Source organism: Paenibacillus nanensis (assembly GCF_003583765.1).
In the GTDB taxonomy this organism is placed as follows: Bacteria; Bacillota; Bacilli; order Paenibacillales; family Paenibacillaceae; genus Pristimantibacillus; species Pristimantibacillus nanensis.
Map to the genome: position 1 here is coordinate 50,165 of NZ_QXQA01000006.1, position 22,239 is coordinate 72,403.

Consider the following 22,239-nt stretch of genomic DNA (forward strand, 5'->3'; position numbering starts at 1 on the left):
AGTCCTCCTATTCGATCTAGTTAGGTTAAGCGGGTCTGATGACATAGGTCACGCCAGGTTCCGCATGGAAAGACCCGCCATCCGGCATCTGCTCTCCATCGGCTCTCGCGACGAGAAGCGCTTGCTCGTAACGAACGCGGCATGGGCCGCTCTGTGTTGCCGTCACTCGGGCTTCCGTGAGCCGTCCGTCCTGCCAGGATAAGCTGACGGTGTAGCCGCCTCTAGCCCGAAGGCCGCTTACGTTCCCCGAATTCCAAGCATTCGGCAGCGCCGGCAGCAGGTCGATTCCGTCCCGGTGGCTTTGCAGCAGCATTTCGGCTATGCCGGACGCTCCGCCGAAATTACCGTCGATCTGGAACGGCGGATGATCGTCGAACAGATTCGGGTAGGTCGAGCGCGACAGCAGCGTTTGAACGAACCGGTATGCCGATTCTCCATCGCCAAGCCTTGCATAGAGGTTAATAAGCCAAGCGCAGCTCCAGCCCGTATGTCCGCCTCCCTGCTTGATGCGGGCTTCCAGCGATTTGCGCGCCGCTTCCGCGAGCTCCGGCGTCTCCTGAGGCGTAATCTCGTGTCCAGGGTAAAGGCCGTACAAATGCGAGACATGGCGGTGACCAGGCTCCGCCTCCGCTAAATCTTGGCTCCACTCCCGGAGCCGGCCGTCCGGACCGATGCCCGGGTTCGCCATTCGGCTCATCGTCTCTCTGAGCAGCCGCGCAAATTCCTCGTCGATCCCCAGAATGGAAGCTGCCTGCATGCAATGGCTGAACAGCTCGCGGATTATGGCCATATCCATGGCGGTGCCGGCGGAGACGCTGCAGCGCTCCCCTTCCGGCGTCAAAAATTTATTCTCGGGCGATGTCGAAGGCGCCGTCACAAGCTCTCCGCTCGGCGACTCGACCAAATAATCGAGGCAAAATTCGGCTGCTCCTTTCATTAACGGGTAAGCCGTTTGCTTGAGGAACGATACATCAAGCGAAAACGCGTAATGCTCCCACAGATGCTGACACAGCCATGCGCCGGCCATCGGCCAGAACGCCCAGCTCGCTTCCCCGGCGCTCGGCGTGGTCATGCGCCACAGATCGACGTTATGATGCGCGGCCCAGCCTCTGCAGCCATAGTGAATACGCGCCGTTCTCGCCCCGGCAACGCTCATATCCCGGATCATATCGAACAACGGCTCATGGCATTCGCTTAAATTGCTTACTTCCGCATGCCAATAGTTCATTTCCGTATTAATATTGGTCGTATAATTGCTGTTCCAGGGCGGCATCATATGCGGGTTCCATATTCCCTGAAGATGAGCGGGCTGCGTGCCCGGCCTGGAGCTCGCCATCAGCAAATAACGGCCGTACTGGAAATACAAAGCTTCCAGCTGCGGATCGGATTGCCCCGCTTGATAAGCGATAAGCCGCTCATCTGTAGGCAGCGATGCGTTGCCGTTCATTCCGAGGTGCAGATCGACGCGCCCAAATAAACGATGATGCTCCGCCACATGCCGCTCGCGCAGCTCGCGGTAAGAGAATGCCGCAGCCGCTTCGAGCGCGAGCCGAAGCTTCTCCATGACAAAGGGCCTTCCGCCGGCAGGCATCGCTTGAAACCCTTCAAAATCGGTGGCGGCCGCCAGCAATATCGTAACGGCCGCCGCGCCGGACACGATGATTTTGCCCGCTTCCTTTCTTACGGAGCCGCCTTCGCAGGACACGCTTATCCGCGCGCCGAACGTCAGACCCAAGCCTTCCTCATACTGAATCGGATCGGGGTGGTCTCCATGATAATTTTCCGCGATATGACTCGGCGCGGAGCCCAGCATAAGAAGGTTCGCCGCCTCCTCAGCAGGGCTTATCTCATGGCGAAGCGGAGAGTCAACAGCGATGGACAGCTCCGAAAGAGCGGCGCCTTCCGACTCGTAACGAACGGCCAGCACTTGATCCGCGGCGCTTACGAATACTTCTCGTTTAACGCGCGCACCGCCTCGCGTGTAACGGACAGCAGCGATCCCGCTGTTCAAATCAAGCTGCCTGGCATAGTCGGCAACCGTTTCCTCACTCTGTTCCACCACCCGCAGATGCCCTAAAGGCTGGTACGATTCGGTGTTACGTCCGAGCATATTGGCGTTGATCAGCTTCTCCGCCTCCGCATACTTGCCGGCGAAAATCAGCTCGCGCACCCGCTTCAAATAACGCTGCGCGTTATAATTTTGCGTATCGCGAGGGAAGCCGGACCAGAGCGTATCTTCGTTAAGCGCGATAGACTCCTCACGGATGCCGCCGAACACCATGCCGCCGATTCTCCCGTTGCCGACCGGAAGAGCCTCCTCCCACCGCGCTGCGGGCTGTCTGTACCACAGCATCCAATCTCTGCTGCTTTTAGCCTCATTATCAATTGCCGGCATGAACCGCCTCTCCTCTCCGAAAGCGAGAGAAGGCCCGAACGGTTTCGGGCCTTCCTCTTCTTTCTATAGCTTTCTTGCTGGACGAATTATTGAATCTCTTTGCCTGTGAAGAGGGAAACTCTCTTCTTAACAAGCTCCGTATACTCGGCTTCCATTTCTTTCGCGCCGGCTTTGTCAAGCTCAGCCAGGAAGTCGTCGTATACTTTATCGAAGTTTTCAGGAGATGTCAGAATCGCTTCCGGAATTCTCTTACGGATAATATCTTGCGTCTTTTGATAGATCACTTGATAGTCGCCGTCCGTTGGAACCGGCATGTTGTACAGCGCGCCCCACTCTTTAGCAGGGAATTCGTCCTCGCCAGGGAACAGGTCTTTCCAAGTTGTTGCGTTGTAAGCGGCAAGCGTTTCTTTTTCAGCTTCTGTGTAGCCGGCAACGATTTGCTCTGGGAAGTTCGTCGTGTAGTAGTTGCCAGTCGAGTCTTTTACGCCGTCGCCATACCAAGCGCTGAATGTTCTGTATTGTCCGATACCGGTTTCTTTAGCAAAGTTTGTTGCATCATTAACTTTTCTGTCTTGAATCTCTTGCGGAATGACGCGTTGTCCGTTCTCGTCAACGGTGTAATGCTTGCCTTCGATACCCCAGTTACGAAGCACTTGACCTTCGTCGGAAGCGAGCCAATCCAAGAATTTGATCAAACGAACCGGATCCTCGGCAGCCGTTGTAATCGCGATACCCGCGCCGTCAACGCCTGCGGATTGGAAGGAATGATCTACGTATTCCTCTGTCAGCGTTACTGGGAAGTGAGCATACGTGTACTCATCTTTGCCAGCCGTTTTCAGAGCGTTCTCCGCATCTTGGTAGCCCCACTCTTGGTCGATCAGACCGAGAACGCGGCCGGAAGCGATTTTCGCTTTGTATTGGTCGTCTTTTTGAACGAACGTATCTTTGTCCAGCAGACCTTCAGCGTACATATGGTTCAGCCAGCGGAAATATTCTTTCTCTTCCGGACGCTTGTAGTGAAGCTGCGCTTCATACGTTTCCGGATTTACATAATATTCGCCGTCGTCCGGAGCGCCAGTCGCAAGGAACGCAGGGTTCGTTACGCTGATCATAATTCTCCAGTCATCCGCGTTAAGCGTAAGCGGAATTGTAGGCTGGCCGTCAGTTTCCGGATATTTCTCCACATATTTCTTCAAAATATCTTCGAAGTCTTTAACCGTGCGAATTTCCGGATAGCCAAACTCTTTCAGAACGCGCTGTTGAATTTCGAAGCCGCCGCCAGCGTCGAAATATTGCTGGCCTACGCCCATATTCGTGACGATCTGATAGATCGATTGGTCTTCGTTGCTGTATTTCAGACGGTTCATGTTTTCGCTGTAAATTTTCTTAAGGTTAGGAGCATGCTCTTCAATGAGTGGAGCAAGGTCGATAATGAGGCCAGCGTCAACCAGGTTGCTAAGGTTACCTTTAGCGAAGATGAAATCCGGCACTTCGCCGCTTGCCGCCATCAGCTGGATTTTGTTTTCGCCGCCGCCAGCGCCTACGTCAAATTCCGCTTGGATCGTTACGCCGGTTTTTTCAGTAATGTATTTGCCGACCTCATCCTGCATGTTGTTCCAGTTCGGGCTTGCGTCAGCGCCGAAGAATGTGAACGTGATCGGGCTGTTGTCTTCCGCAGCCTGCTCGTTGCCGCTATTGCTGCCGGTTTTGCCCGTGTTGCCGGAGTTGCTTGGCTCGTTATTGCCGCCGGAGCAGCCGCCGATCAGCAGCGCGGTAGCAAGCATTAAAGTGGCCAACGATTTTGGATTTTTCCACTTCATATTTCTTCCCCCTAATCTAATAGTAAAGATATATTGTATAACAGGATTATCCTGCGTATACCGAGATGAAAGGTTGGATAAATTTGAAAGCTTATACCCGTTTCCACTAAAGTAAGGGCTTACATCTCCTTTAAAAAAGAGAATGCCAATCTTTTGTTTTCCCGCGATGCCAATCAAGCACCGCGGGAAAGATGCAGGCGCCTAAGCTTTCACTGCGCCTAGCGTCATACCGGAGACAAAGTATCTTTGCAGGAACGGATAGACAAGCAGGATCGGAATCGTTACAACGATCGTGATCGCCATCTTAATCGATTCAGGCGATACTTGTGCCATCTGATTCGCCATATCGTTAGCGTTAGTCATGCGCGCGCCCTGGTTCGTGCTTTGCAGAACCTTCATCAGTTCATATTGCAATGTCGTCAGATGAGGCTTGCTCCCGTTATAGAGGTACGTATCGAACCAAGCGTTCCACTGTCCGACCGCAAGGAACAGCGCGATCGTCGCAAGCACAGGCTTACATAGCGGAAGAATGACTCTCCAGTAGATCGTAAAATCATTCGCGCCATCCAGCTTCGCGGACTCCTGCAAGGCATAAGGCAGGTTGTCGATGAAGGACCGGATAACGAATACGTTAAACGCGCTGACAATGCCCGGCAGGATATAGATCCAGAACGTTCCGATCAGATTCAAATCGCGCATCAGCATGTAGATCGGCACGAGACCGCCGGAGAAATACATGGTCAAGGCAAGGAATACCGAGAAAAACTTTCTGGATTTAAAATCGGGCCGGCTTAGCACGTATGCCAGCATCGATGCGCTGACTAGACCTAGCAGGGTACCCGAAATCGTACGAAGAATCGTAATTTTGAAGCCTTGAATCAGTCCGGTGTAGCCAAAGATGGTTTGATAGTTTTCCCAAGTCAGCTCTCGCGGCCATATATAGATGCCGCCGCGTACCGTATCCTGAGAATCGTTCAATGAGATCGCCAGCACGTTAAGGAAAGGATACAATGTGACGACCATGATAAGCAGCATGATGACCGCGTTGCAGATATCGAATATTTTTTCGGATCTGGTCGCGTTAAACGTATTTCCCGCCATCTTGTTCCCTCCTTACATGATGCTTTCTTTCGTTAATTTCTTCATAACCCCGTTCGCAGTGAGCAGCAATAAGATACTGACGACGGAGGTGAAAATACTGATCGCGGTGCCATACGAGAATCGGCTAATTTTGATGCCGTATTCAAGCGCATAAAGGTCAAGCACTTCCGAATAGTCGGTGACGAGCGAGTTGCTCAGCTGGAACTGCTTCTCGAAGCCGATGCCGATTAGATGTCCGATCGACATGATCAGCAGAACCGAAATCGTCGTCCGGATACCCGGCAGCGTAATATTCCACATTTGTCTGAAACGTCCCGCCCCATCGACGCGAGCCGCTTCGTAAAGCTCTTTGTCAATCCCGGCGATTGCGGCCAGGTAGATGATCGCGTTCCAGCCGGTTTCTTTCCACACATCTGAAGCGGTTACAATTCCCCAAAACCATTCGCCTTTGGCCATAAATTGAATGGGTTCGTTAATGAAGCCCAGCCCCATCAATATATCGTTCACGACGCCGCCTTCAATGGAAAGCATCTTCGTCACGATACCCGCAACGACAACCCAAGAAACGAAGTGCGGCAAATATGAAACCGTTTGCACGGTGCGTTTAAAAAATTTGCCCTTCAGCTCGTTCAGGAATATCGCAAAGGCGATCGGAATAACGAAACCTGCGATAATCCCCATCACGCTCATTGCCAGCGTATTTCGCAGCACCAGGTAGAACCGGTCATCCTGAAACAACTTAATAAAGTTTTCAAGGCCTACCCATTTCTGTTCCGAAAATTCTAAGTACGAACCCTTTGCCGGCTTATAGTTTTGGAAAGCCATAGTCCAGCCCATGAGCGGCAAGTAGTTGAAGACGAACAGCCAAATAATGAATGGCACTGACATTAAGTACAAGTACTTCTGCTGTAAGATCGTCTTCCAAGCTCCTCTTCCCCGTTTCTTCTGCGGAGCAGGGGTAACGCTTTCATTTGCTGCAGCATTTGGTGACAGCGTTTCCATCAATCCAATCCCCCCTCTTTTCTATACCTTTATGATATCGGAGAGGGGGGTTCGGAAATACCCTATAGATTTCAAAGAAAACCATGTAGAAATTAGACATAAAAATGATTCATGGGCACTGAAAATGAAAATGCCGTGCCTTCGCCGTAAAGACTCGTGATTCGCAGGCCATGCTGCTCCCCGTAGGTCATGACGAGTCTTTGATGGACGTTCCGTAATCCGATGCGGGACCGTCCCGTTTCCTCCGGACCGGTTAGTGAGGCAACAACTTGGTCAAGCCTCTCCTGCGTCATCCCAAGTCCGTTATCCTTTACGGTAACGTGGACCTCGTGATCGCGCACGTGAATGATCAGCTCAACCTTAACCCCGTCTTCTTTCCCTTCGACGCCATGCACAACCGCATTCTCGACAAGCGGCTGGATGATAAGCGGCGGCACCTGGACGCGGGACGCTTCCGGGTCGACCGTTAGTTCATAGTGAAGCCTTTCCTCATAACGGAACTTTTGGATCTCTAAATAAGATTTCACCATTTCGACTTCTTCATTCAGCTGAATATGATCTCTGCCGACCTCCAGGTTTTTGCGCATCAGCTTGGCGAGCAGGCGGACGACGTTGGCAATTTCCTTCTCCCCCTTCATCAAAGCGTCCATGCGGATCGATTCGAGCGCGTTGAAGAGGAAATGCGGATTGATCTGGCTTGCCATCATTTTGAGCTTAATTTCGCGCTGCGCCAGCTCCAGGGCATTGTTCTGCTCCGTCTTTTCGACGACCTGGCGAACCAACGTACGGATGCTCTCTACCATATAGTTGAATTGTCTGGACAACTGGCCGATTTCATCATTGCCGTCAATTCGCGACACGACATTCAAATCGCCAAGCGCCAGCCTGTTCAGGTGCCGGCTTAGACCGAGCAATCGGTTCGTAGTAAGCAGCGAGACGGTATAGACGAAAAATAAAGCGATCAGCAAAACAAGTAAAATAAGGAGCAGACCGATCACGCTTACCCGATTCGCGTCTTGTACAATCGCTTTGGTGCTGAACACCGAAACAATACGCAGCTTGTTTGCGCTCAGCTCGGGCGTAAGCTCGTCGACAATCATATACGATTGCTCCCCGTTAATATCGAGCTTATGGCTGCCCTTCATAGCTTGGCTTAGATCGACGTCGTAATCGAGCTTGTCCAGCGTCCGTCCGACGAATGCCGGGTTCTTTGCAGCCACCACATAACCGCGCTCGTCTGCGATTAACGTCTCGAACGGCTCTTGGCTTAGCATTTGGTTCAGCTCCAGCTGATCGAGCGATATCATCAATACGCCGGATGTTTGGCGGTCAGGGAACGGAACTTGACGAATGAGGCTTAGCTTATTTACCGGAATATCCTCATTGTCGTCGATATAGTACCATCTCACGCTTTTGGATGTCTTTGCCTGCTTGTACCAATAGCTGTCCGCGACTCTCTCATCCACTGGAATAAGCTCCAGATTATTAATCAATGTGGGGTTTTCATAATAAAACCGCATGCCCCCGATCTCGCGGTACAGCTTAAAGTACTGCTGAAAGCCTTCATAGGAGCGATAGGCGCTCGTCAATTCGAGAACGCTTTCATAACGCGTCGTGGCGATGATCTCCAACGACTCGTCCAGCAGCAGCGTATCCGATATATCGAGCGGAATTTGAAGCATATCTCCCATTTGGGTTTTAATTTTCTCCACATTGTTCGTCGCCTGCTCGATTGCCCGGTCCATCGCTTGCGCGCGGAAATAGCCGACCACAACGCCGCCGACAATCAAGACGGGAATCATTACGATTAAAATGTAGGAGGCGATCAATTTGTGCTTCAGCTTCAGGTTGTTCGTCAGTCGAATCCATTTCGTTATCATGGCAGCTTGTCCTCCGGATAAAATATGAAAAAACGTGACCTCAGCCAATCTGGGATATGTCGAATAAATGGTAATATCCCCTCTTATCGCAAGAGGGGATATTTCCAATTCGGCTTTGGTTAGAAAGACCTATAGCTTCATCTTAATCGAAACGGACAGCCGCGAGCAACTTGTAGTTATAGGGAGATCGTGACTTCGATCTGTCCGGAGAAGCCGGCAACCTCGATTGTGCCTTGCTCCGTCAGCTTGCCGCCCTGTACGGCTGTCGCATTGCCCATGCCGTGCAGCGACAGGCTGAACGGTTTGCCTGCGCCTTCGGCGCGAACCGTAATCGTTGCCCCTTCGCGTACAGCTGTAACCGACAGTTCCGTCTCGCCCTTCATGTTGCGAACCGTACGGGATGCCATTTTGCCTTGCTCCAGCTGGTACAGACCCAGCTCAACGCCGTCCGCGAAGTCGTAATCCGGACGCGTATCGTTCGCGCCTTTCGGAAGAATCGTGTTCGGACGGACGAACAACGGCAGGCCGAAGAAGTCATACGATTCTTTCCGCCACTTGCCGCCTTCTACCGCACGGCCGGACAGCAGATGCGTCCATGTGCCTTCCGGCAAGAAGTACGTCACTTCGCCTTCTTCGCTGAATACAGGCGCAACCAGCAAAGAATCGCCGAGCATATACTGACGGTCAAGCGTTTCGGCGCCCGGATCGTTCGGGAATTCCAGGAACATCGCTCGCATCGATGGAACGCCCTTTTCCGTCGCGTATACGGCTGTGTCGTACAGATAAGGCATCAGGCTGCATTTCAGCTTCGTGAAAAATCTCGTTACGTCAACCGCCTCATCGTCGTATGCCCATGGCACGCGGTACGAGCTGCTGCCGTGCAGACGGCTGTGGCTCGACAGCAAGCCGAAGGCCAGCCAGCGCTTGAATACATGCGAAGGCGCCGTGTTCTCGAAGCCGCCGATGTCGTGGCTCCAGAAGCCGAAGCCGGATAGACCGAGCGATAACCCGCCGCGCAGGCTCTCGGCCATCGATTCGTAGTCGGCGTAGCAGTCGCCGCCCCAGTGAACCGGGAACTTTTGTCCGCCAACGGTAGCCGAACGCGCGAACAATGCCGCTTCGTTCTTGCCGAGCTTTTCTTCCAGGACGTCAAATACTACTTTGTTATAGAGGTACGTGTAGTAGTTATGCATTTTGACCGGATCGGAGCCGTCGTAGTAAACAACATCCGTCGGGATTCTTTCGCCGAAGTCGGTCTTGAAGCTGTCGACGCCCATATCAACCAGCTCGCGCAGGTAACCTGCGAACCATTCGCAAGCCTCCGGGTTCGTAAAGTCGACAAGCGCCATGCCCGGCTGCCACAAGTTCCACTGCCATACATCGCCGTTTGGCTTTTTCACCAAATAGCCGTTTTTCTTGCCTTCCTCGAACAAGCGGGAACGCTGTCCGATATACGGGTTGATCCATACGCAAATTTTAAGTCCTTTTTCCTTCAAGCGCTTCAGCATGCCTACCGGATCCGGGAAGACGCGCTCATCCCATTTAAAGTCCGTCCAGTGGAATTCGCGCATCCAGAAGCAGTCGAAATGGAAGACGTGCAGCGGCAGGTCGCGCTCCGCCATGCCGTCCACGAACGAATTAACCGTCGCTTCATCATAGTTCGTTGTGAACGAAGTCGTCAGCCACAGACCGAATGTCCATGCCGGCGGCAGCGCCGGTTTACCGGTAAGCGCCGTATATTTGTCCAGCACGTCCTTCGGCTCCGGACCGTCGATGACGAAGTATTCGATCGTCTCGCCCGGAACGCTGAACTGAACCTTCTTCACCTTCTCCGAAGCAACCTCGAACGAAACCGCGCCCGGGTCATTGACAAATACGCCGTAGCCTTTGTTCGTCACGTAGAAAGGAATGTTTTTGTAAGCTTGCTCCGAGCTGGTGCCCCCGTCTTTGTTCCAAATATCGACGATTTGACCGTTCTTCACAAACGAGGTGAACCGTTCGCCAAGGCCGTATACCCATTCGCCGACCGATAGATCCAATTCCTCGCGCATGAAGACGTCGCCGTTCGGATCCGTCGCATGTGCCATCGATTTAAACGCGCTGCCGGTAATACGCTTTTCGCCGCGGAAGAAATCGACCGCCCATTGCATGCCTTTGGAGACGCGTACGCTTAAGTCGCCGCTCTTCAGCTCCGCATAATCGTCATTCTCCGTAATAACCGCATGGCCGCCTGCGGACGCAAGCTCAAACGACGGACCATGGTCAACCGTTCCCGCGTAATGCGTCAGCTTTACGCCGATGACGCCCGGAAGCGGAGAATGGAATTGCACAGTCAGAAGCGTCGTATTGATCATATTGCCGCGGTTATGGATCGGTGTCGTGGATACCGCTACATTCAAGGTGTTGTCCTGCACCCAAATCTCATGCGCTTGAACTGCTGTCGAAAGCGAAAAGCCTTCCCGAATCAACCAGTTGCCGTCAGTAAATTTCATAATTGACAAACCGCCCTTCAATTTCTTGTAGTATTGTCACTATTCATGTCTTAATAATTGCATTATACTGATTCATATAGAAGCAAACTAACATTTTTCAGCCGATTTATAACACGATCATGACGAGGTGATTCGTTTGGATCAAGCGACGCGACATTCGCTCAAGGAGAGCCGCACGCATGGCGACGAGCAGCATCCGTTCGGAACGTATTGGCTGCGTTACGGCGCCGGCGAGCATGTTATCGATTGCCACTGGCATGATGAAGCCGAGTTTTTTTATTGCCTGCAAGGCGAAACGCTCTTTCAGGTCGATACCGATTATTTTGTCGTCCGTGCCGGCGAAGCGGTCTTTGTCGACGGCGGAGATATTCATGCCGCCCACGCGCATGGCGATGATGGCTGCTCGTTCTTCTCGCTCGTCTTCAACACGAGCCTGCTGGCAAGCGCCAATTATGACGCGGTGCAGGAAAAGCTGGTTCTCCCGCTTGTAGAGCGGCAGGCCACCTTCCCGCGCCATATCAAGCCGGAGGATCCTTATTCGGCCGGCCTCATCGCGCATATCGCCGCGATCATGAACAGCTGCAGCGAAGAGCTGCCCGGCTTTGAAGGTGCCGTGAAGGGACGGCTGTACTTGATGCTCGCCGAGCTTGCGGCAAGCGGCAAGTCATGCAGCCGGACAGCCAGCAGCCGCAGCGAATCCTCCAAGATCGAGCGTTTAAAAACCGTCATTCAATACATTCAGCAAAATTATGAAAGGCAAATCCGTTTGTCCGAGCTCGCCGCCCTTATTCCGATGAGCGAAGGACATTTCTCCCGTTTCTTCAAATCGATGACCCGGCAGACGCCGATGGATTATATCAACTCGTACCGGATTCGGCAGGCCGCCGAGCTGCTTAGGCAGCCCGAGAGGAAAATATCGGCGATCGCGCTGGAGGTCGGCTTCGATAATATCAGCTACTTCATCCGGGTATTCCGTAAAACGATGAATTGCTCGCCTTCCGACTTTCGGAAGAAGCTGCAAATTCCAGTCTAACCTCCTGCAGCGGTTACAGTGCAGGGAAGAATGAAGAGATCATTCTTCCCTGCCGTTTCCGCTTAGCTGATGCGCAGCCAGCTGATTTGGACCTCGCCTTCCAGGTTCACATACACATCCTGCCGCCCGCTTATGCCTTCGAGGGCCGCGCGAACGGTTGTCCAAGCCTGGCGGCCGCCGGTAGGCGTGACCTTGCACGAACCGGCAAGCGGACCGTCCGGACTGTTCAACGCGATTTTGATTTCTCCGCCTTTGAGATGCCCCGATACTCTTGCTTCGAACAGAGCGGCGCCTTCGCCTAACTCTACATCCTTGAATGCGATCCAGCCGCTTCCCGCTTTCAGCCTTACGCTTTCCCCGCCTTCGCGGCACTCGTCGACGTACACATTCGCATAGTCGTCATAATTGACAGCTCTTACTTTGCCGCTCAGCAATCTTGGCGGGATCACTTCCCCCTCCACTTGCAGCGCAGCTTCAGCTTCTATGCTGCTGGAGGACGATCCGACCATCACGGTGTAAGAGCCGCTTTCCACGCAGTATCTTTCCCTCGTGACATCCCAGATGGCCAGCTCGGAAGCGGACAGCTCGAACGCCACCGTCTTCTCCTCGCCTGCCGCCAGATGTACCCGCTTAAACCCTTTTAATGTTTTAAGCGGACGGATGACCCGCGATCCATTTGCCCTTACATACAATTGAGGAACCTCGTCTCCCGCTATCGCGCCATTGTTCCGGATCGTTACCGTTACCGTCACCGAGTCGTCTGCTCCGATCCGGTCGCGGCTGAGCGATAAGCCTCCATAGGCGAATTGCGTATAGCTTAGACCGTGACCGAACGGGTAAAGCGCTTCGCCGTCGAAATATTGATAAGTGCGCTTGCCTTTAATAATGTCGTAATCCATCAAATCCGGCAGCTGGCTGACGGACTTGTACCAAGTCATGTTAAGCCGTCCGGCCGGGTTGTAGTCGCCGTACAGCACATCGGCAACGGCATGGCCGAGCTCCTGGCCCGCATGCGAGGTGAAGAGGATGGACGGCACATGCTCGTTCTCCCAGTTCACCGCGAACGGATAGCCGCCGACGATCACGACGACCGTATTCGGGTTCGCCTCAAATACGGCGCGGATAAGCGCATGCTGAGCTTCCGGTAGTGTAATGTCCGGACGGTCGATCGTCTCTTTGCCGTTAATAAACGGGCTGTTTCCGACAAACACGACCGCCGTTTCAGCCGATTTCGCAGCCTGAACAGCCGCCTCAATCCCCTCTTGCACGACCTCGACGATAAAGGATGCGGCCTCTTGCGATTGTCCATGATCGGCGACAAGCTGACGCTCGCCGTTTACCGCAATCGGCTTGCCCTCCCATGATTTCATCGCCAGGCGGCCTTCCGATAACGGTTCGAAGGCGAAGGCTTCCTTCACGAACCAGCCGCGCGCCTCTTCGGCTGTCGCCCTGAGACCCGTGTCGCTTTCGGTTACGTATTTGCGTGTGCCGACCTCGCGCAGCGTCACGCTTCCCCATCCCCAGTCATTGCGTTCAAACAGCGCCGCATTCGACGCGTCTTCAGCATCCGCGACTAGAGCGAATTCGTCCGTATCAGCCAGACGAACGTAGCGTCCCGTCTCCGCCGAGCGGATCCGCACAACATCCAGTCCGGTGTGGAACCCTACTTCACGGCCGGCCATCTTCTCTTGCACGCCTTGCAGCGGGGTAATCCGGTACTTCGGCGTGCCGCTGTACCAGTCCGTATACGCCTCGTTCGCAAGCGGACCGATGACGGCAACGGAGCTCAGCTCCTTACGCAGCGGCAGCAGTCCGCTATTTTTCAGCAGCACGACCTGTTCGCGGGCCGCGCGCAGCGATAACGCCGCATGCTCCGGCGCGCAAAGCTTCGATTCCGGCACATGGCTGTACGGGTTACGGTCAGCCGGGTCAAACTCGCCGAGACGGAATCGCACGCGGAACGTGTTGCGCAGCGCGCGGTCCATATCCGCTTCGCTCAGCAGCCCTTGCTCCAGCGCGTCGCGAATCGCGCGGAACGAAATGTCCTGATCGTCCGTAATGCTGTCGATGCCGGCTTTTATGGAGCCCGCCACCGCTTCCGCGTAGGAATCGACATAATGATGATCCATGACCGTGCCCAGCACGTCGCCGGCGTCACCGACGACAAAGCCGTCCATGCCCCACTCGTCCTTCACGATATCGTTCACTTCGCGGTTAAGGTTACACGGCGTCCCGTTAACGCCGTTATACGCCGTCATCATCGAGCCGGCGCGTCCTTCGCGGAACGGCATCTCAAACGCCTTCAAATAATATTCCCGTTTATTTCTCGGATCAATGCTAACGGAAGCGCTGCCGCGGTCAATTTCATTATTATTTCCATAAAAATGCTTCAGCGTCGCAACCGTTTTATAATAAAACGGATGGTCACCCTGCATCCCTTTGACCAGCTCGGTCGAAAGCTTGCCTGTCAGATGCGGATCCTCGCCGTACGCTTCCTCGGTCCGGCCCCAGCGCGGGTCGCGCTCGAGATCGACCGTCGGCGCCCAGATCGTGAGCCCGTTAATCGCCGGGTTCCGTTGATAGTAGACGCGCGCTTCCTCTGCGATCACGGAGCCGATCTCACGCATAAGCTCCGGGTTCCACGTGCAGGCAAGTCCAGTATTTTGCGGGAATACCGTCGCTTCGCCCAGCCAAGCGACCCCATGCGCGCCTTCTGTTCCATGTTTATATTTCTGTACCCCCAGCCGAGTAATTTCGGCCTGGTACTGGCACATTAATTCGATTTTTTCATCCAGCGTAAATCTGGAGATAAGATCGTCAACCCGCGCCTCCAACGGCAAATCCGGGTTTTGATACGGATGTTTCATCCCCGCTCCCCCTGTCTTCTCTCTTGATTTATTCCCACCTTCATCATACTTTGTTCTGTAAGCGCTTAAAAACACCAATAATTAGTTACGTTTTCATATAATAATCATACGTTTTATTAGCCATTGCAAAAACGCGGATCTCTGCGATAGAGATCCGCGCTTTTTAGGGCCGGCTACGCGTGGCTGACTGTTTTCCGATAAGCAGACGGCGATGTGCCGACATATTTTCTGAACTTGGTGTGGAAATAGTCCACATTCGTATAGCCGACCTTCTCGGCCACCTGATAGACCTTCATGCCTTCCTCAAGCAAAGCCTTCGCCTTTTCGATACGCACCTTATCCAGGTACGTATTGAAGTATTCGCCTGTCGCATTTTTGAACAATTTTCCAAGATAAGCGCTATTATAATTAAAAATGCCTGACAGCGTTTCCAGCTTCAGATTATCGCTGAAGTTCCGGTTAATAATATCCAGCATCATCTTCACTTCATGGTGATTGCCGCCTTTGCTGAGCTGGCTCATCATTTGCTCCAAGAAATAACCGGATTTATTATAAATGGCCTCCAGCGTCCGGGCATTATAAATATCGGCAATAAAGTCCGAATGGTCATTGCTCCAGCTTTGAAGCTGCGGGAAATCTTTAATTCCTTTGGCGAGTATGGAGGTCAGAAGCTCGACAAATCGGCGCTTAATCGCCGCCTCGCCATACCCTTCCGCCACAAGGCTCTCTCCCATGCGCCGAAGCAGAGCTTGCATCGTCTCCTTATTGCCAACCTCCAAAGCGTAATACAGCTGCTCCTTGCACGTCTCCGCGCTGCGGCTGTCATCACCGCTTGCTGACGCTTCCTTTTTCTCCTGCATGTCAGGGCAAAGGAGCTTGCCCTCCCCGATAAAAAAATGCTTTTTGTTCAAATCCCGCGCAGAAGCGTAGGAGGACGCCACATCTCGAATGGCGCAAACTTTATGACCGAGCGAAGCGGAGAAATCGGTCCCCGTCCCTTCTAGCGCCTTCCGAATATCCTGGTAGACGTCTTCCGTCTCGACGCTCAGAATCGGCTCCTTCAGCAGTACGCCGATTTTCGCCTGATACATAAACACGAAGCCGCGCCCCGTCTGCTCGAACATTGCCGAGAGCCTCTTCCACAATCCTGTCAGCACGGCGGGCTCCAGCTCTTCGTCTTCGCCCTGCTTGAGCGACAGAAGCAGCACTTGGTAGCTGTTCCAGAGAAGCCCCAGCTCCCGGGCCTCCTCCTCCATACGGTCGTTCTGCTCGGACGCGCCGGTCAGCAGCGACCGGATGAACGCTTCCCTGCCCCATTCCTTGGACACGTGCTGCCATCGCTCAGACGATTTTTCGCGGTCGATCTGATCTTTTATTTTTTTCAAATACTCGATTAATTCTTCTTCATCTACCGGCTTCATCAGGTAGCCGTCCGCTTTGTAGGCCATCGCTTTTTTGGCGTACTCGAAATCGGCGTATCCGCTTAAAATTAAAAAATGAAGCTTGGCGTCCATTGCCCGAAGCTGGCCCGTCAGCTGCAGGCCATCCATACCGGGCATCCGGATATCGGTAATGACGAGATCAGGCCGGTACGCCTTATATTTTTCAATGGCTTCGTTTCCGCTGGAAGCCGTATCGACTACGATGTATCCGTAAGATTGCCAATCGATAAAAGCACGCAAGCCTTCTCTTTGCTTAGGCTCATCGTCAACTATTAGCACTTTTATCATCCTGATACCTCCCACAGACTGTGTATGTTGAACGGGCGGCGCAAGGGCTGCCGTACCTATTCTCATGTTGCGAATTGCGACCTTATCGCTATTTTGTAAAGCGCTTTCAATCATTATAAAAAAACGATCGATTTCCGTGCAAACATTATCCTGTTCATTTGTTGCACTATTCTGATGTTTCGAACGGGATGCCCGATTCGTGTTCACCAAGCATAACATACTCTTGAGCAGACTTAATAGAGAAAGAAATTGTCAGCTGTGAACGTTATGCTGCGCAACAACGCCTTTCCGTATGTAATGGAAAATAGACAAAAAAAAAGCCCGCTGACGATAATCGCCAGCAAGCTCTTGTTTAACCGCGCTCGAATCGGAACCAGCCGAAGTCGAACTGGCTGCCCGGCAAAAAGATAAAGGTTACGCTCTGCAGACCTTTCACCTTCTCCAGTTGAAAGACGCGCTCCTCATAGCCGTCTGACCGGTCGAACTCCACGAGCTGTTTGCTCTCCCCATCCGTTCCGGCGAACCGGACCTGGATCGTGTTTTTATCAATCGCCGAGCGGCCGTACACGACAAGCTTTGCCGTCCCTGCTTCGGAAAAGTCCATATGCGGAAATTCGAGAGAAACGTTATTGCCGATACCTTCTACGCGGCCGTCCGCAACCGTAAAGCTGTCTCCGTAAATCCGCTCGCAGGACGCCGCGTCGTTTTGTTCGAACGCCCGGCTTTGCCGCTCAAAGGAGAAGCCTTTCATGTGCACCTTCTGGCGCAAAACAAAGCAAATCGACGTAACCCCGCTGAGCCTCTTGGACAAGCGGTACGTTTCTTCTTGATATACATTCCATTTCGAGGGCTTTTGATAGATGACATCGGCCACCATTTCGCTGCCTTCCTCATCAGGCATGCCCTCCCAAATCTGTATCGTATACGGCTCGCTGGATAACGCAAAGATCGGAAGCGTGATCGTATCGGAGCCGTATGGACCGAAATCGATGCCGCGGAACCCAACCTGCGTCTCGCCGTCCCTGCTCGTCGCCACGCCTCTTTCGTTACCGTTCCCGACCTCGCCTTTGCTGTAATCGTAAAGCCCCGCTGCTATAAACCCGTACGGATCTTTATAGGCGGTTCCAAGTCCCGTTACGGTATATTCGAGCTGCGAGATGAGCTTTGTTTTGTCCGTGCCGTTTTTGCTCATGCACCGAAGCCGGAACGCGCCGTCGCCGATGGCCGTCACTTTGGCCGTCAAGCCGTCCGCCTCAACTTTGGCGATGTTCGAGTCGATGCCTTCATCGGTTACGGCTCTCCACTCGACCTCCCGATAGGAGGTGTTCTCCGGCCACAGCTTCGCCTGAACGATGATCTCCCGCTTCAAAGGGTCAAAGCTTTGTCCGGCATCGCTTATGATCTCGATTTTGCGCAGCGGAATCTCTTCCGGCCCGCCGGCCGCATAAGGCAGCTCCTGATTTCTTTCGTTGGCGGATACTCCGGCTGGCGCTCCTCCCTCAGCCTCGCGGGAGACGAGAGTCAGGCTTTCGGGCGCCAAGCCTTCAGACGTTACCTTGACTTGAATATCGCCAGGCTGAAGCGTCGCCCCTATAATGGCCATAAGCTTGCCGCTGAACAAGCGCCGGCTATGTCCTTTATACGGATCGTAGTCCGTGCTGTCCCCGTTATCGAGACCGAGCAAGCGGCCCGCGCCGGTTACTTCGACGCGAACGCGGTTATTCGCGTTATCCACCGGATTCCCCGCCGCGTCAACCATTCCGATTTCGACAAAAATAAGATCGGCGCCGTCCGCCGTCATCGTTTCTTTATCCGCGTGCAGGCGTATCCGCTTTGCGTCGCCGAACGATCTTCTTACATCCGTGGCGATCACGCTGCCCGCTTCATCGTAAGCGATCGCTTTCAATTCTCCCGGCTCATAAGGCAGCTTCCACCAGCCGACTAGCTGCGCGCCTCGCTCATGATCAATAAGATGCGTTCCGACGGACACGCCGTTAAGCAGCAGCTCGACCCGAGGCGCGTTCGAGCAAACGCGGACATCGATCATCTGGCCGTTGTTGAAATCCCAGTACGGGAACAAGTGAACCATCGGGCGGGTGCGATAATCGGTCCAAGCGGCTTGATAAATATAGTACGAGTCCTTCTTGAACGTCGCGGTATCGATCTGTCCGAAATAGCTGTTTTTCGTATGGTACGGTGTCGGTTCTCCGATATAATCGAACCCGGTCCACAGGAATTGGCCTAATGAAAACGGCGTATCCCGCTCCGCCAGAATGCAGGCCTCCGCCGATTTCGCCCCCCAGCTTGTCGAGCTGTTCCCTAAGGCGGAGCACTGCTCGTCGTCATCGGCTAAGATTGATTTCTCGAACGGAAAGTGATAGATCCCTCTGCTTTGCACGACCGATGCGGTCTCGCTCCCGTAAATGATCCAGTCCGGGTGCTCCTCATGATGCTTCCCGTAATATTTCTCGGCGTAGTTGTAGCCGGCGAGCTTTACGATATCGGCGCATTTCTGCGCATTCTCCCACGGCATGTAGTTGGAGCCGATCGTCACCCTCGCGTTTTCCTTCGGATCGAATGCCAGAACATAATCCATCAGCATGCGGGTAATCTCCTGCCCTCTTTCATCCGCATGCGTATCATAAATTTCGTTCCCGATGCTCCACATGAGCAGGCTCGGGTGATTGCGGTCCCGCAGCACCCAGCTTCTCACATCGCGGTACGCCCACTCTTTAAAAAATCGGGCGTAGTCGTAAGGCGTCTTGGAACGTTCCCACATATCGAACGCTTCCGACACAATGAACAGTCCCATCTCGTCCGCCAAATCCATCAGCTCCGGCGCGGGCATGTTGTGAGCCGTGCGGAGAGCGTTAACGCCCATTTCTTTCAGGATGGCGATTCTTCTTCGCATCGCGCTTTTATTGAAGGCCGCGCCGAGCGCGCCCAAATCATGATGCTCGCAGACGCCGTTCAGCTTCAGCTTCACTCCGTTTACCAGAAGGCCCCGCTCCGGGTCCATCTCGATGGTGCGGAAGCCGATAAACTGTGTAATTGTCTCCAGCGTTTCGCCATGCCCTTCAGCCTCGCTTGATTCCTCCGCGCAGCTCTTCAATGTCGTGACCAGCTGATATAGGTTCGGCGAATCCGGGCTCCAAAGCTTAGGCTTCTCGACGATTAATGTCTGACGGCATTGCAGAGCCGAGCCGCCGCTTGCAGACACCCGCTTAGAGCCTTCCGCAACGATCTGCCCGTCGCGGTATACGCGATGCTCCAGGATGACGGGGAGGCCCGCAAGCTTCAAGTCCGTGTCGACCTCAATCATCCAATGATCGCCTTGCCGTCTGGTCGCAACATAGATCCCGTCCGTTTCGATATACGATTCGCCCCTGCTTTTCAGCCAGACGTTCCGGTACATGCCGGCTCCCGAATACCAGCGGCTGTTCGGTCTCTGATGGACCGCCTTGACGACGATTTCGTTCTCCCCTTCTCTGAGCGCCTCTGTTATATCATGCTCGAAGGAAGAGTAGCCGTATTTCCATTCGCCGACAAACCTGCCGTTAACGTAGACGGAGGAATCCATGTATACCCCGTCAAAATAAAGCAGCAAACGCTGCCCTTTCTCCGCTTTAGGCAGAATCAGTCGCTTTCGATACCAGCCGATGCTGTTCTCATAAAGCGCCGACGTCTGGTAGATCAGCCAATCATGCGGAAGATCGACGGGCTTAAAGCTTAGTCCCGCGCAGTCCTCCGCGTCCAGGCCGCTTTTGGCGAATTCCCATCCGTCGTTAAAAAGCGTTTTCGTATTCATGTCCGCATGCCCGCTTTCGTAAAAGGTTAATAAATCAGACGGCCCTGCCGGTCGGCGATGCCCGATTTCCGGTAAAAATACGTATTGATGACGTCCCGCCATTCCTTGGCGTGCTCGCTCTGAACGGCAAGTCGCTCGGCGACGAGAGCGAAATAATCCGCTTCGATTCTGCCCTCGAGCGATTTCCACGCCTCTAGAAGGGCGGCAGCCTCCTCCGCGCCTTCGAAATGCGTATCGTAAATATGCTGGATGACCGTATTGCCGCTATGAAGGACATGCGTATAAGGAACATGATGGAAAAACAGAAGCAGCTCATCGGGACAAAGCTCCAACGAATTGAAAGTCTCCCGCCAAGGGGAATGGTATTGCGCGGTATAGCCGGTTCCCGTCTCGGCCGTCCGGTCGACGCCGATGCCGCGGCAGTCCGCAAAGTGATACGTCCCCCACTTTGAATATTCATAGCCGTCTACGTTGGGACCGTAGTGATGGTTCGGGTTCACCATCCAGCCGACGCCGAGCGGAGCCGTGTAGCTTTCGTAGATCCCCCACGACTTACGCAGCATATCCGATACGACCGTCTCAACCTCAGGGTCGCAGCCCAAGCTTTGCCGGATCCATTCGGCCGTGATCTGGTCTTCAGACAGCGAAGGATTCCAGGTCAGACGCCCATACCCGTACAAGTTCGCTTGCGCAAGCGGATGACCGGTCCAGCATGCGTCGTCTCCGATATTCGATACGGCTGCAATCCCGCCATGAGGCCGCTCGCGCAGAACGCCGCTAGCCAACCTAGCGACAGTTGAGCCTTTGCCTGCGGCATGCGTGTCGAAATCGAGCACCTCTTTCCATTGCGGCACAAGATAGCAAAGATGCTTCTGCTGGCCCGTATATTCCTGCGTAATTTGCAGCTCCAGCATTTGATTCGTCCGCTTCAGCCCGCCGAACAAAGGCGACACCGGCTCGCGCACCTGAAAATCCATCGGACCGTTTTTGATTTGCAGGATGACGTTGTCCGCGAAACGGCCGTCGAGCGGCATAAAGTGCTCATAAGCCGCTTTGGCTCGGTCCGTCGACCGGTCCCTCCAATCCTGCAGACAGTTATAGACGAAGCAGCGCCAAATGACAAGCCCCCCATGCGGCGCGAGAGCCTCGGCGAGCATATTCGCTCCGTCGGCATGGTCGCGTCCGTACGTGAACGGACCCGGCCGGAATTCCGAGTCGGCCTTCACCAGAAACCCGCCGAAATCGGGAATGGCCCGATATAGATCAGACGCCCGCTGCGCCCACCATTCTTTCACGGAAGGCTCCAACGGATCGGCGGTTGGCAAACCTCCCGCTGCAATCGGACTTGCGAAATTCACGCTCAGAAACAGCTTGATGCCGTAATCTCTGAATACAGCCGCTACCCTGGACAGCGTTTCTTCATACTGCTTCGTTATCAGCTTGGTCTCCTCGCGGTGTACATTCACGTTATTGATCGAGATCGCGTTAATCCCGACCGATGCGAGCAGACGCGCGTAATCCCGTATCCGCGAAAAATCGTCAACAAATGCGTTGCCCCGGTAAAAAATCGACTTCCCCGCATACCCGCGCTCGATTGATCCGTCCATGTTGTCCCATTGGTTGATCATGCGCAGCCGGTTCGCCGGCTGCTCGGTCGCGCGGAGCCCGCCAAGGCTTTTCCGCATTTGCATAACACGGATGAGATGGAAGACGCCGTACAGCGCGCCGGCTTCAGCGCCTCCGACGATTGCAATGCGTTCCGCCCCCCCCGAGCCGGCGCGCAGCGTTCGAAGCACGTACCCTTCGTCGCTAAGCTCCGCGATGTCGGAAGAGAGCGCTTGCTCCAGCTCGGGATCGAGCTTCCCCTTGACGCCAATGACGACGCCTGAAGCGCGATCCAGCGATGGAGCGATTGAAGGCGAATGTCCGGTAATGGAACGGACTGCCGCCGCCAGCTCCCGGGCCGCCGTAAGCAGCACCCGCGACTGCTCGGCCACCGCAATCGACGAGCAATAGATCCGGTACTCCTCCCGCAGCGTCTCATTTTCCGCCGTTTCATAACGCAGCCATGCCTTATAACCTGTCATTTCGTTTGTGTCCATACGATACCC

Annotated in this window: 11 protein-coding genes; 1 reads left to right on the plus strand and 10 read right to left on the minus strand. The window is 54.0% G+C overall.

Annotated features, from left to right (window positions below; translation table 11 throughout):
* Positions 1-25: 25 nt before the first annotated feature.
* The 6 genes from D3P08_RS11520 to yicI all read right to left on the minus strand — a co-directional run bounded on the left by D3P08_RS11520 (position 26) and on the right by yicI (position 10,690).
* The gene (locus D3P08_RS11520) at positions 26-2,395 is read right to left on the minus strand and encodes a glycoside hydrolase family 95 protein (protein WP_119599852.1); all 2,370 of its coding nucleotides are present in this window, start codon (positions 2,393-2,395) and stop codon (positions 26-28) included.
* 86 nt (positions 2,396-2,481) lie between these two features.
* The gene (locus D3P08_RS11525) at positions 2,482-4,215 is read right to left on the minus strand and encodes an ABC transporter substrate-binding protein (protein WP_119599853.1); all 1,734 of its coding nucleotides are present in this window, start codon (positions 4,213-4,215) and stop codon (positions 2,482-2,484) included.
* 201 nt (positions 4,216-4,416) lie between these two features.
* The gene (locus tag D3P08_RS11530) at positions 4,417-5,316 is read right to left on the minus strand and encodes a carbohydrate ABC transporter permease (RefSeq protein ID WP_119599854.1); all 900 of its coding nucleotides are present in this window, start codon (positions 5,314-5,316) and stop codon (positions 4,417-4,419) included.
* A 12-nt stretch (positions 5,317-5,328) separates the two neighbouring features.
* Entirely contained in the window at positions 5,329-6,318 is a 990-nt protein-coding gene (locus tag D3P08_RS11535) for an ABC transporter permease (RefSeq protein WP_119599855.1), read from the minus strand.
* A 92-nt stretch (positions 6,319-6,410) separates the two neighbouring features.
* The gene (locus tag D3P08_RS11540; protein WP_119599856.1) at positions 6,411-8,198 is read right to left on the minus strand and encodes a sensor histidine kinase; all 1,788 of its coding nucleotides are present in this window, start codon (positions 8,196-8,198) and stop codon (positions 6,411-6,413) included.
* Positions 8,199-8,374: 176 nt separating this feature from the next.
* Positions 8,375-10,690 carry an alpha-xylosidase gene (yicI, locus tag D3P08_RS11545; RefSeq protein WP_119599857.1) on the minus strand — a complete coding sequence of 772 codons (2,316 nt, stop codon included), beginning with the start codon at positions 10,688-10,690 and terminating at the stop codon, positions 8,375-8,377.
* A 136-nt stretch (positions 10,691-10,826) separates the two neighbouring features.
* On the opposite strand from yicI, the gene D3P08_RS11550 reads away from it, so the two are divergent.
* Positions 10,827-11,723 carry an AraC family transcriptional regulator gene (locus D3P08_RS11550; RefSeq protein ID WP_119599858.1) on the plus strand — a complete coding sequence of 299 codons (897 nt, stop codon included), beginning with the start codon at positions 10,827-10,829 and terminating at the stop codon, positions 11,721-11,723.
* A gap of 62 nt (positions 11,724-11,785) precedes the next feature.
* Here D3P08_RS11550 and D3P08_RS11555 read toward each other — a convergent pair whose 3' ends face one another.
* The 4 genes from D3P08_RS11555 to D3P08_RS11570 all read right to left on the minus strand — a co-directional run bounded on the left by D3P08_RS11555 (position 11,786) and on the right by D3P08_RS11570 (position 22,230).
* The gene (locus D3P08_RS11555; protein ID WP_119599859.1) at positions 11,786-14,590 is read right to left on the minus strand and encodes a glycoside hydrolase family 3 protein; all 2,805 of its coding nucleotides are present in this window, start codon (positions 14,588-14,590) and stop codon (positions 11,786-11,788) included.
* A gap of 173 nt (positions 14,591-14,763) precedes the next feature.
* Complete coding sequence (locus D3P08_RS11560) at positions 14,764-16,320, minus strand: response regulator transcription factor (protein WP_119599860.1); 1,557 nt, start codon at positions 16,318-16,320, stop codon at positions 14,764-14,766.
* Positions 16,321-16,672: 352 nt separating this feature from the next.
* Positions 16,673-20,128 carry a glycoside hydrolase family 2 TIM barrel-domain containing protein gene (locus D3P08_RS11565; protein ID WP_119599861.1) on the minus strand — a complete coding sequence of 1,152 codons (3,456 nt, stop codon included), beginning with the start codon at positions 20,126-20,128 and terminating at the stop codon, positions 16,673-16,675.
* Between the two features lie 26 nt (positions 20,129-20,154).
* Positions 20,155-22,230, minus strand: a complete 2,076-nt coding sequence (locus D3P08_RS11570; protein WP_119599862.1) for an alpha-glucuronidase family glycosyl hydrolase — start codon at positions 22,228-22,230, stop codon at positions 20,155-20,157.
* Between the last annotated feature and the right edge of the window lie 9 nt (positions 22,231-22,239).

Excerpts from the sequence above, each read along its gene's own strand:
- D3P08_RS11520 (WP_119599852.1), bottom strand. The coding sequence starts at position 2,395 with ATGCCGGCAATTGATAATGAGGCTAAAAGCAGCAGAGATTGGATGCTG.
- D3P08_RS11525 (WP_119599853.1), bottom strand. The coding sequence starts at position 4,215 with ATGAAGTGGAAAAATCCAAAATCGTTGGCCACTTTAATGCTTGCTACC.
- D3P08_RS11530 (WP_119599854.1), bottom strand. The coding sequence starts at position 5,316 with ATGGCGGGAAATACGTTTAACGCGACCAGATCCGAAAAAATATTCGAT.
- D3P08_RS11535 (WP_119599855.1), bottom strand. The coding sequence starts at position 6,318 with ATGGAAACGCTGTCACCAAATGCTGCAGCAAATGAAAGCGTTACCCCT.
- D3P08_RS11540 (WP_119599856.1), bottom strand. The coding sequence starts at position 8,198 with ATGATAACGAAATGGATTCGACTGACGAACAACCTGAAGCTGAAGCAC.
- yicI (WP_119599857.1), bottom strand. The coding sequence starts at position 10,690 with ATGAAATTTACTGACGGCAACTGGTTGATTCGGGAAGGCTTTTCGCTT.
- D3P08_RS11555 (WP_119599859.1), bottom strand. The coding sequence starts at position 14,590 with ATGAAACATCCGTATCAAAACCCGGATTTGCCGTTGGAGGCGCGGGTT.
- D3P08_RS11560 (WP_119599860.1), bottom strand. The coding sequence starts at position 16,320 with ATGATAAAAGTGCTAATAGTTGACGATGAGCCTAAGCAAAGAGAAGGC.
- D3P08_RS11565 (WP_119599861.1), bottom strand. The coding sequence starts at position 20,128 with ATGAATACGAAAACGCTTTTTAACGACGGATGGGAATTCGCCAAAAGC.
- D3P08_RS11570 (WP_119599862.1), bottom strand. The coding sequence starts at position 22,230 with ATGGACACAAACGAAATGACAGGTTATAAGGCATGGCTGCGTTATGAA.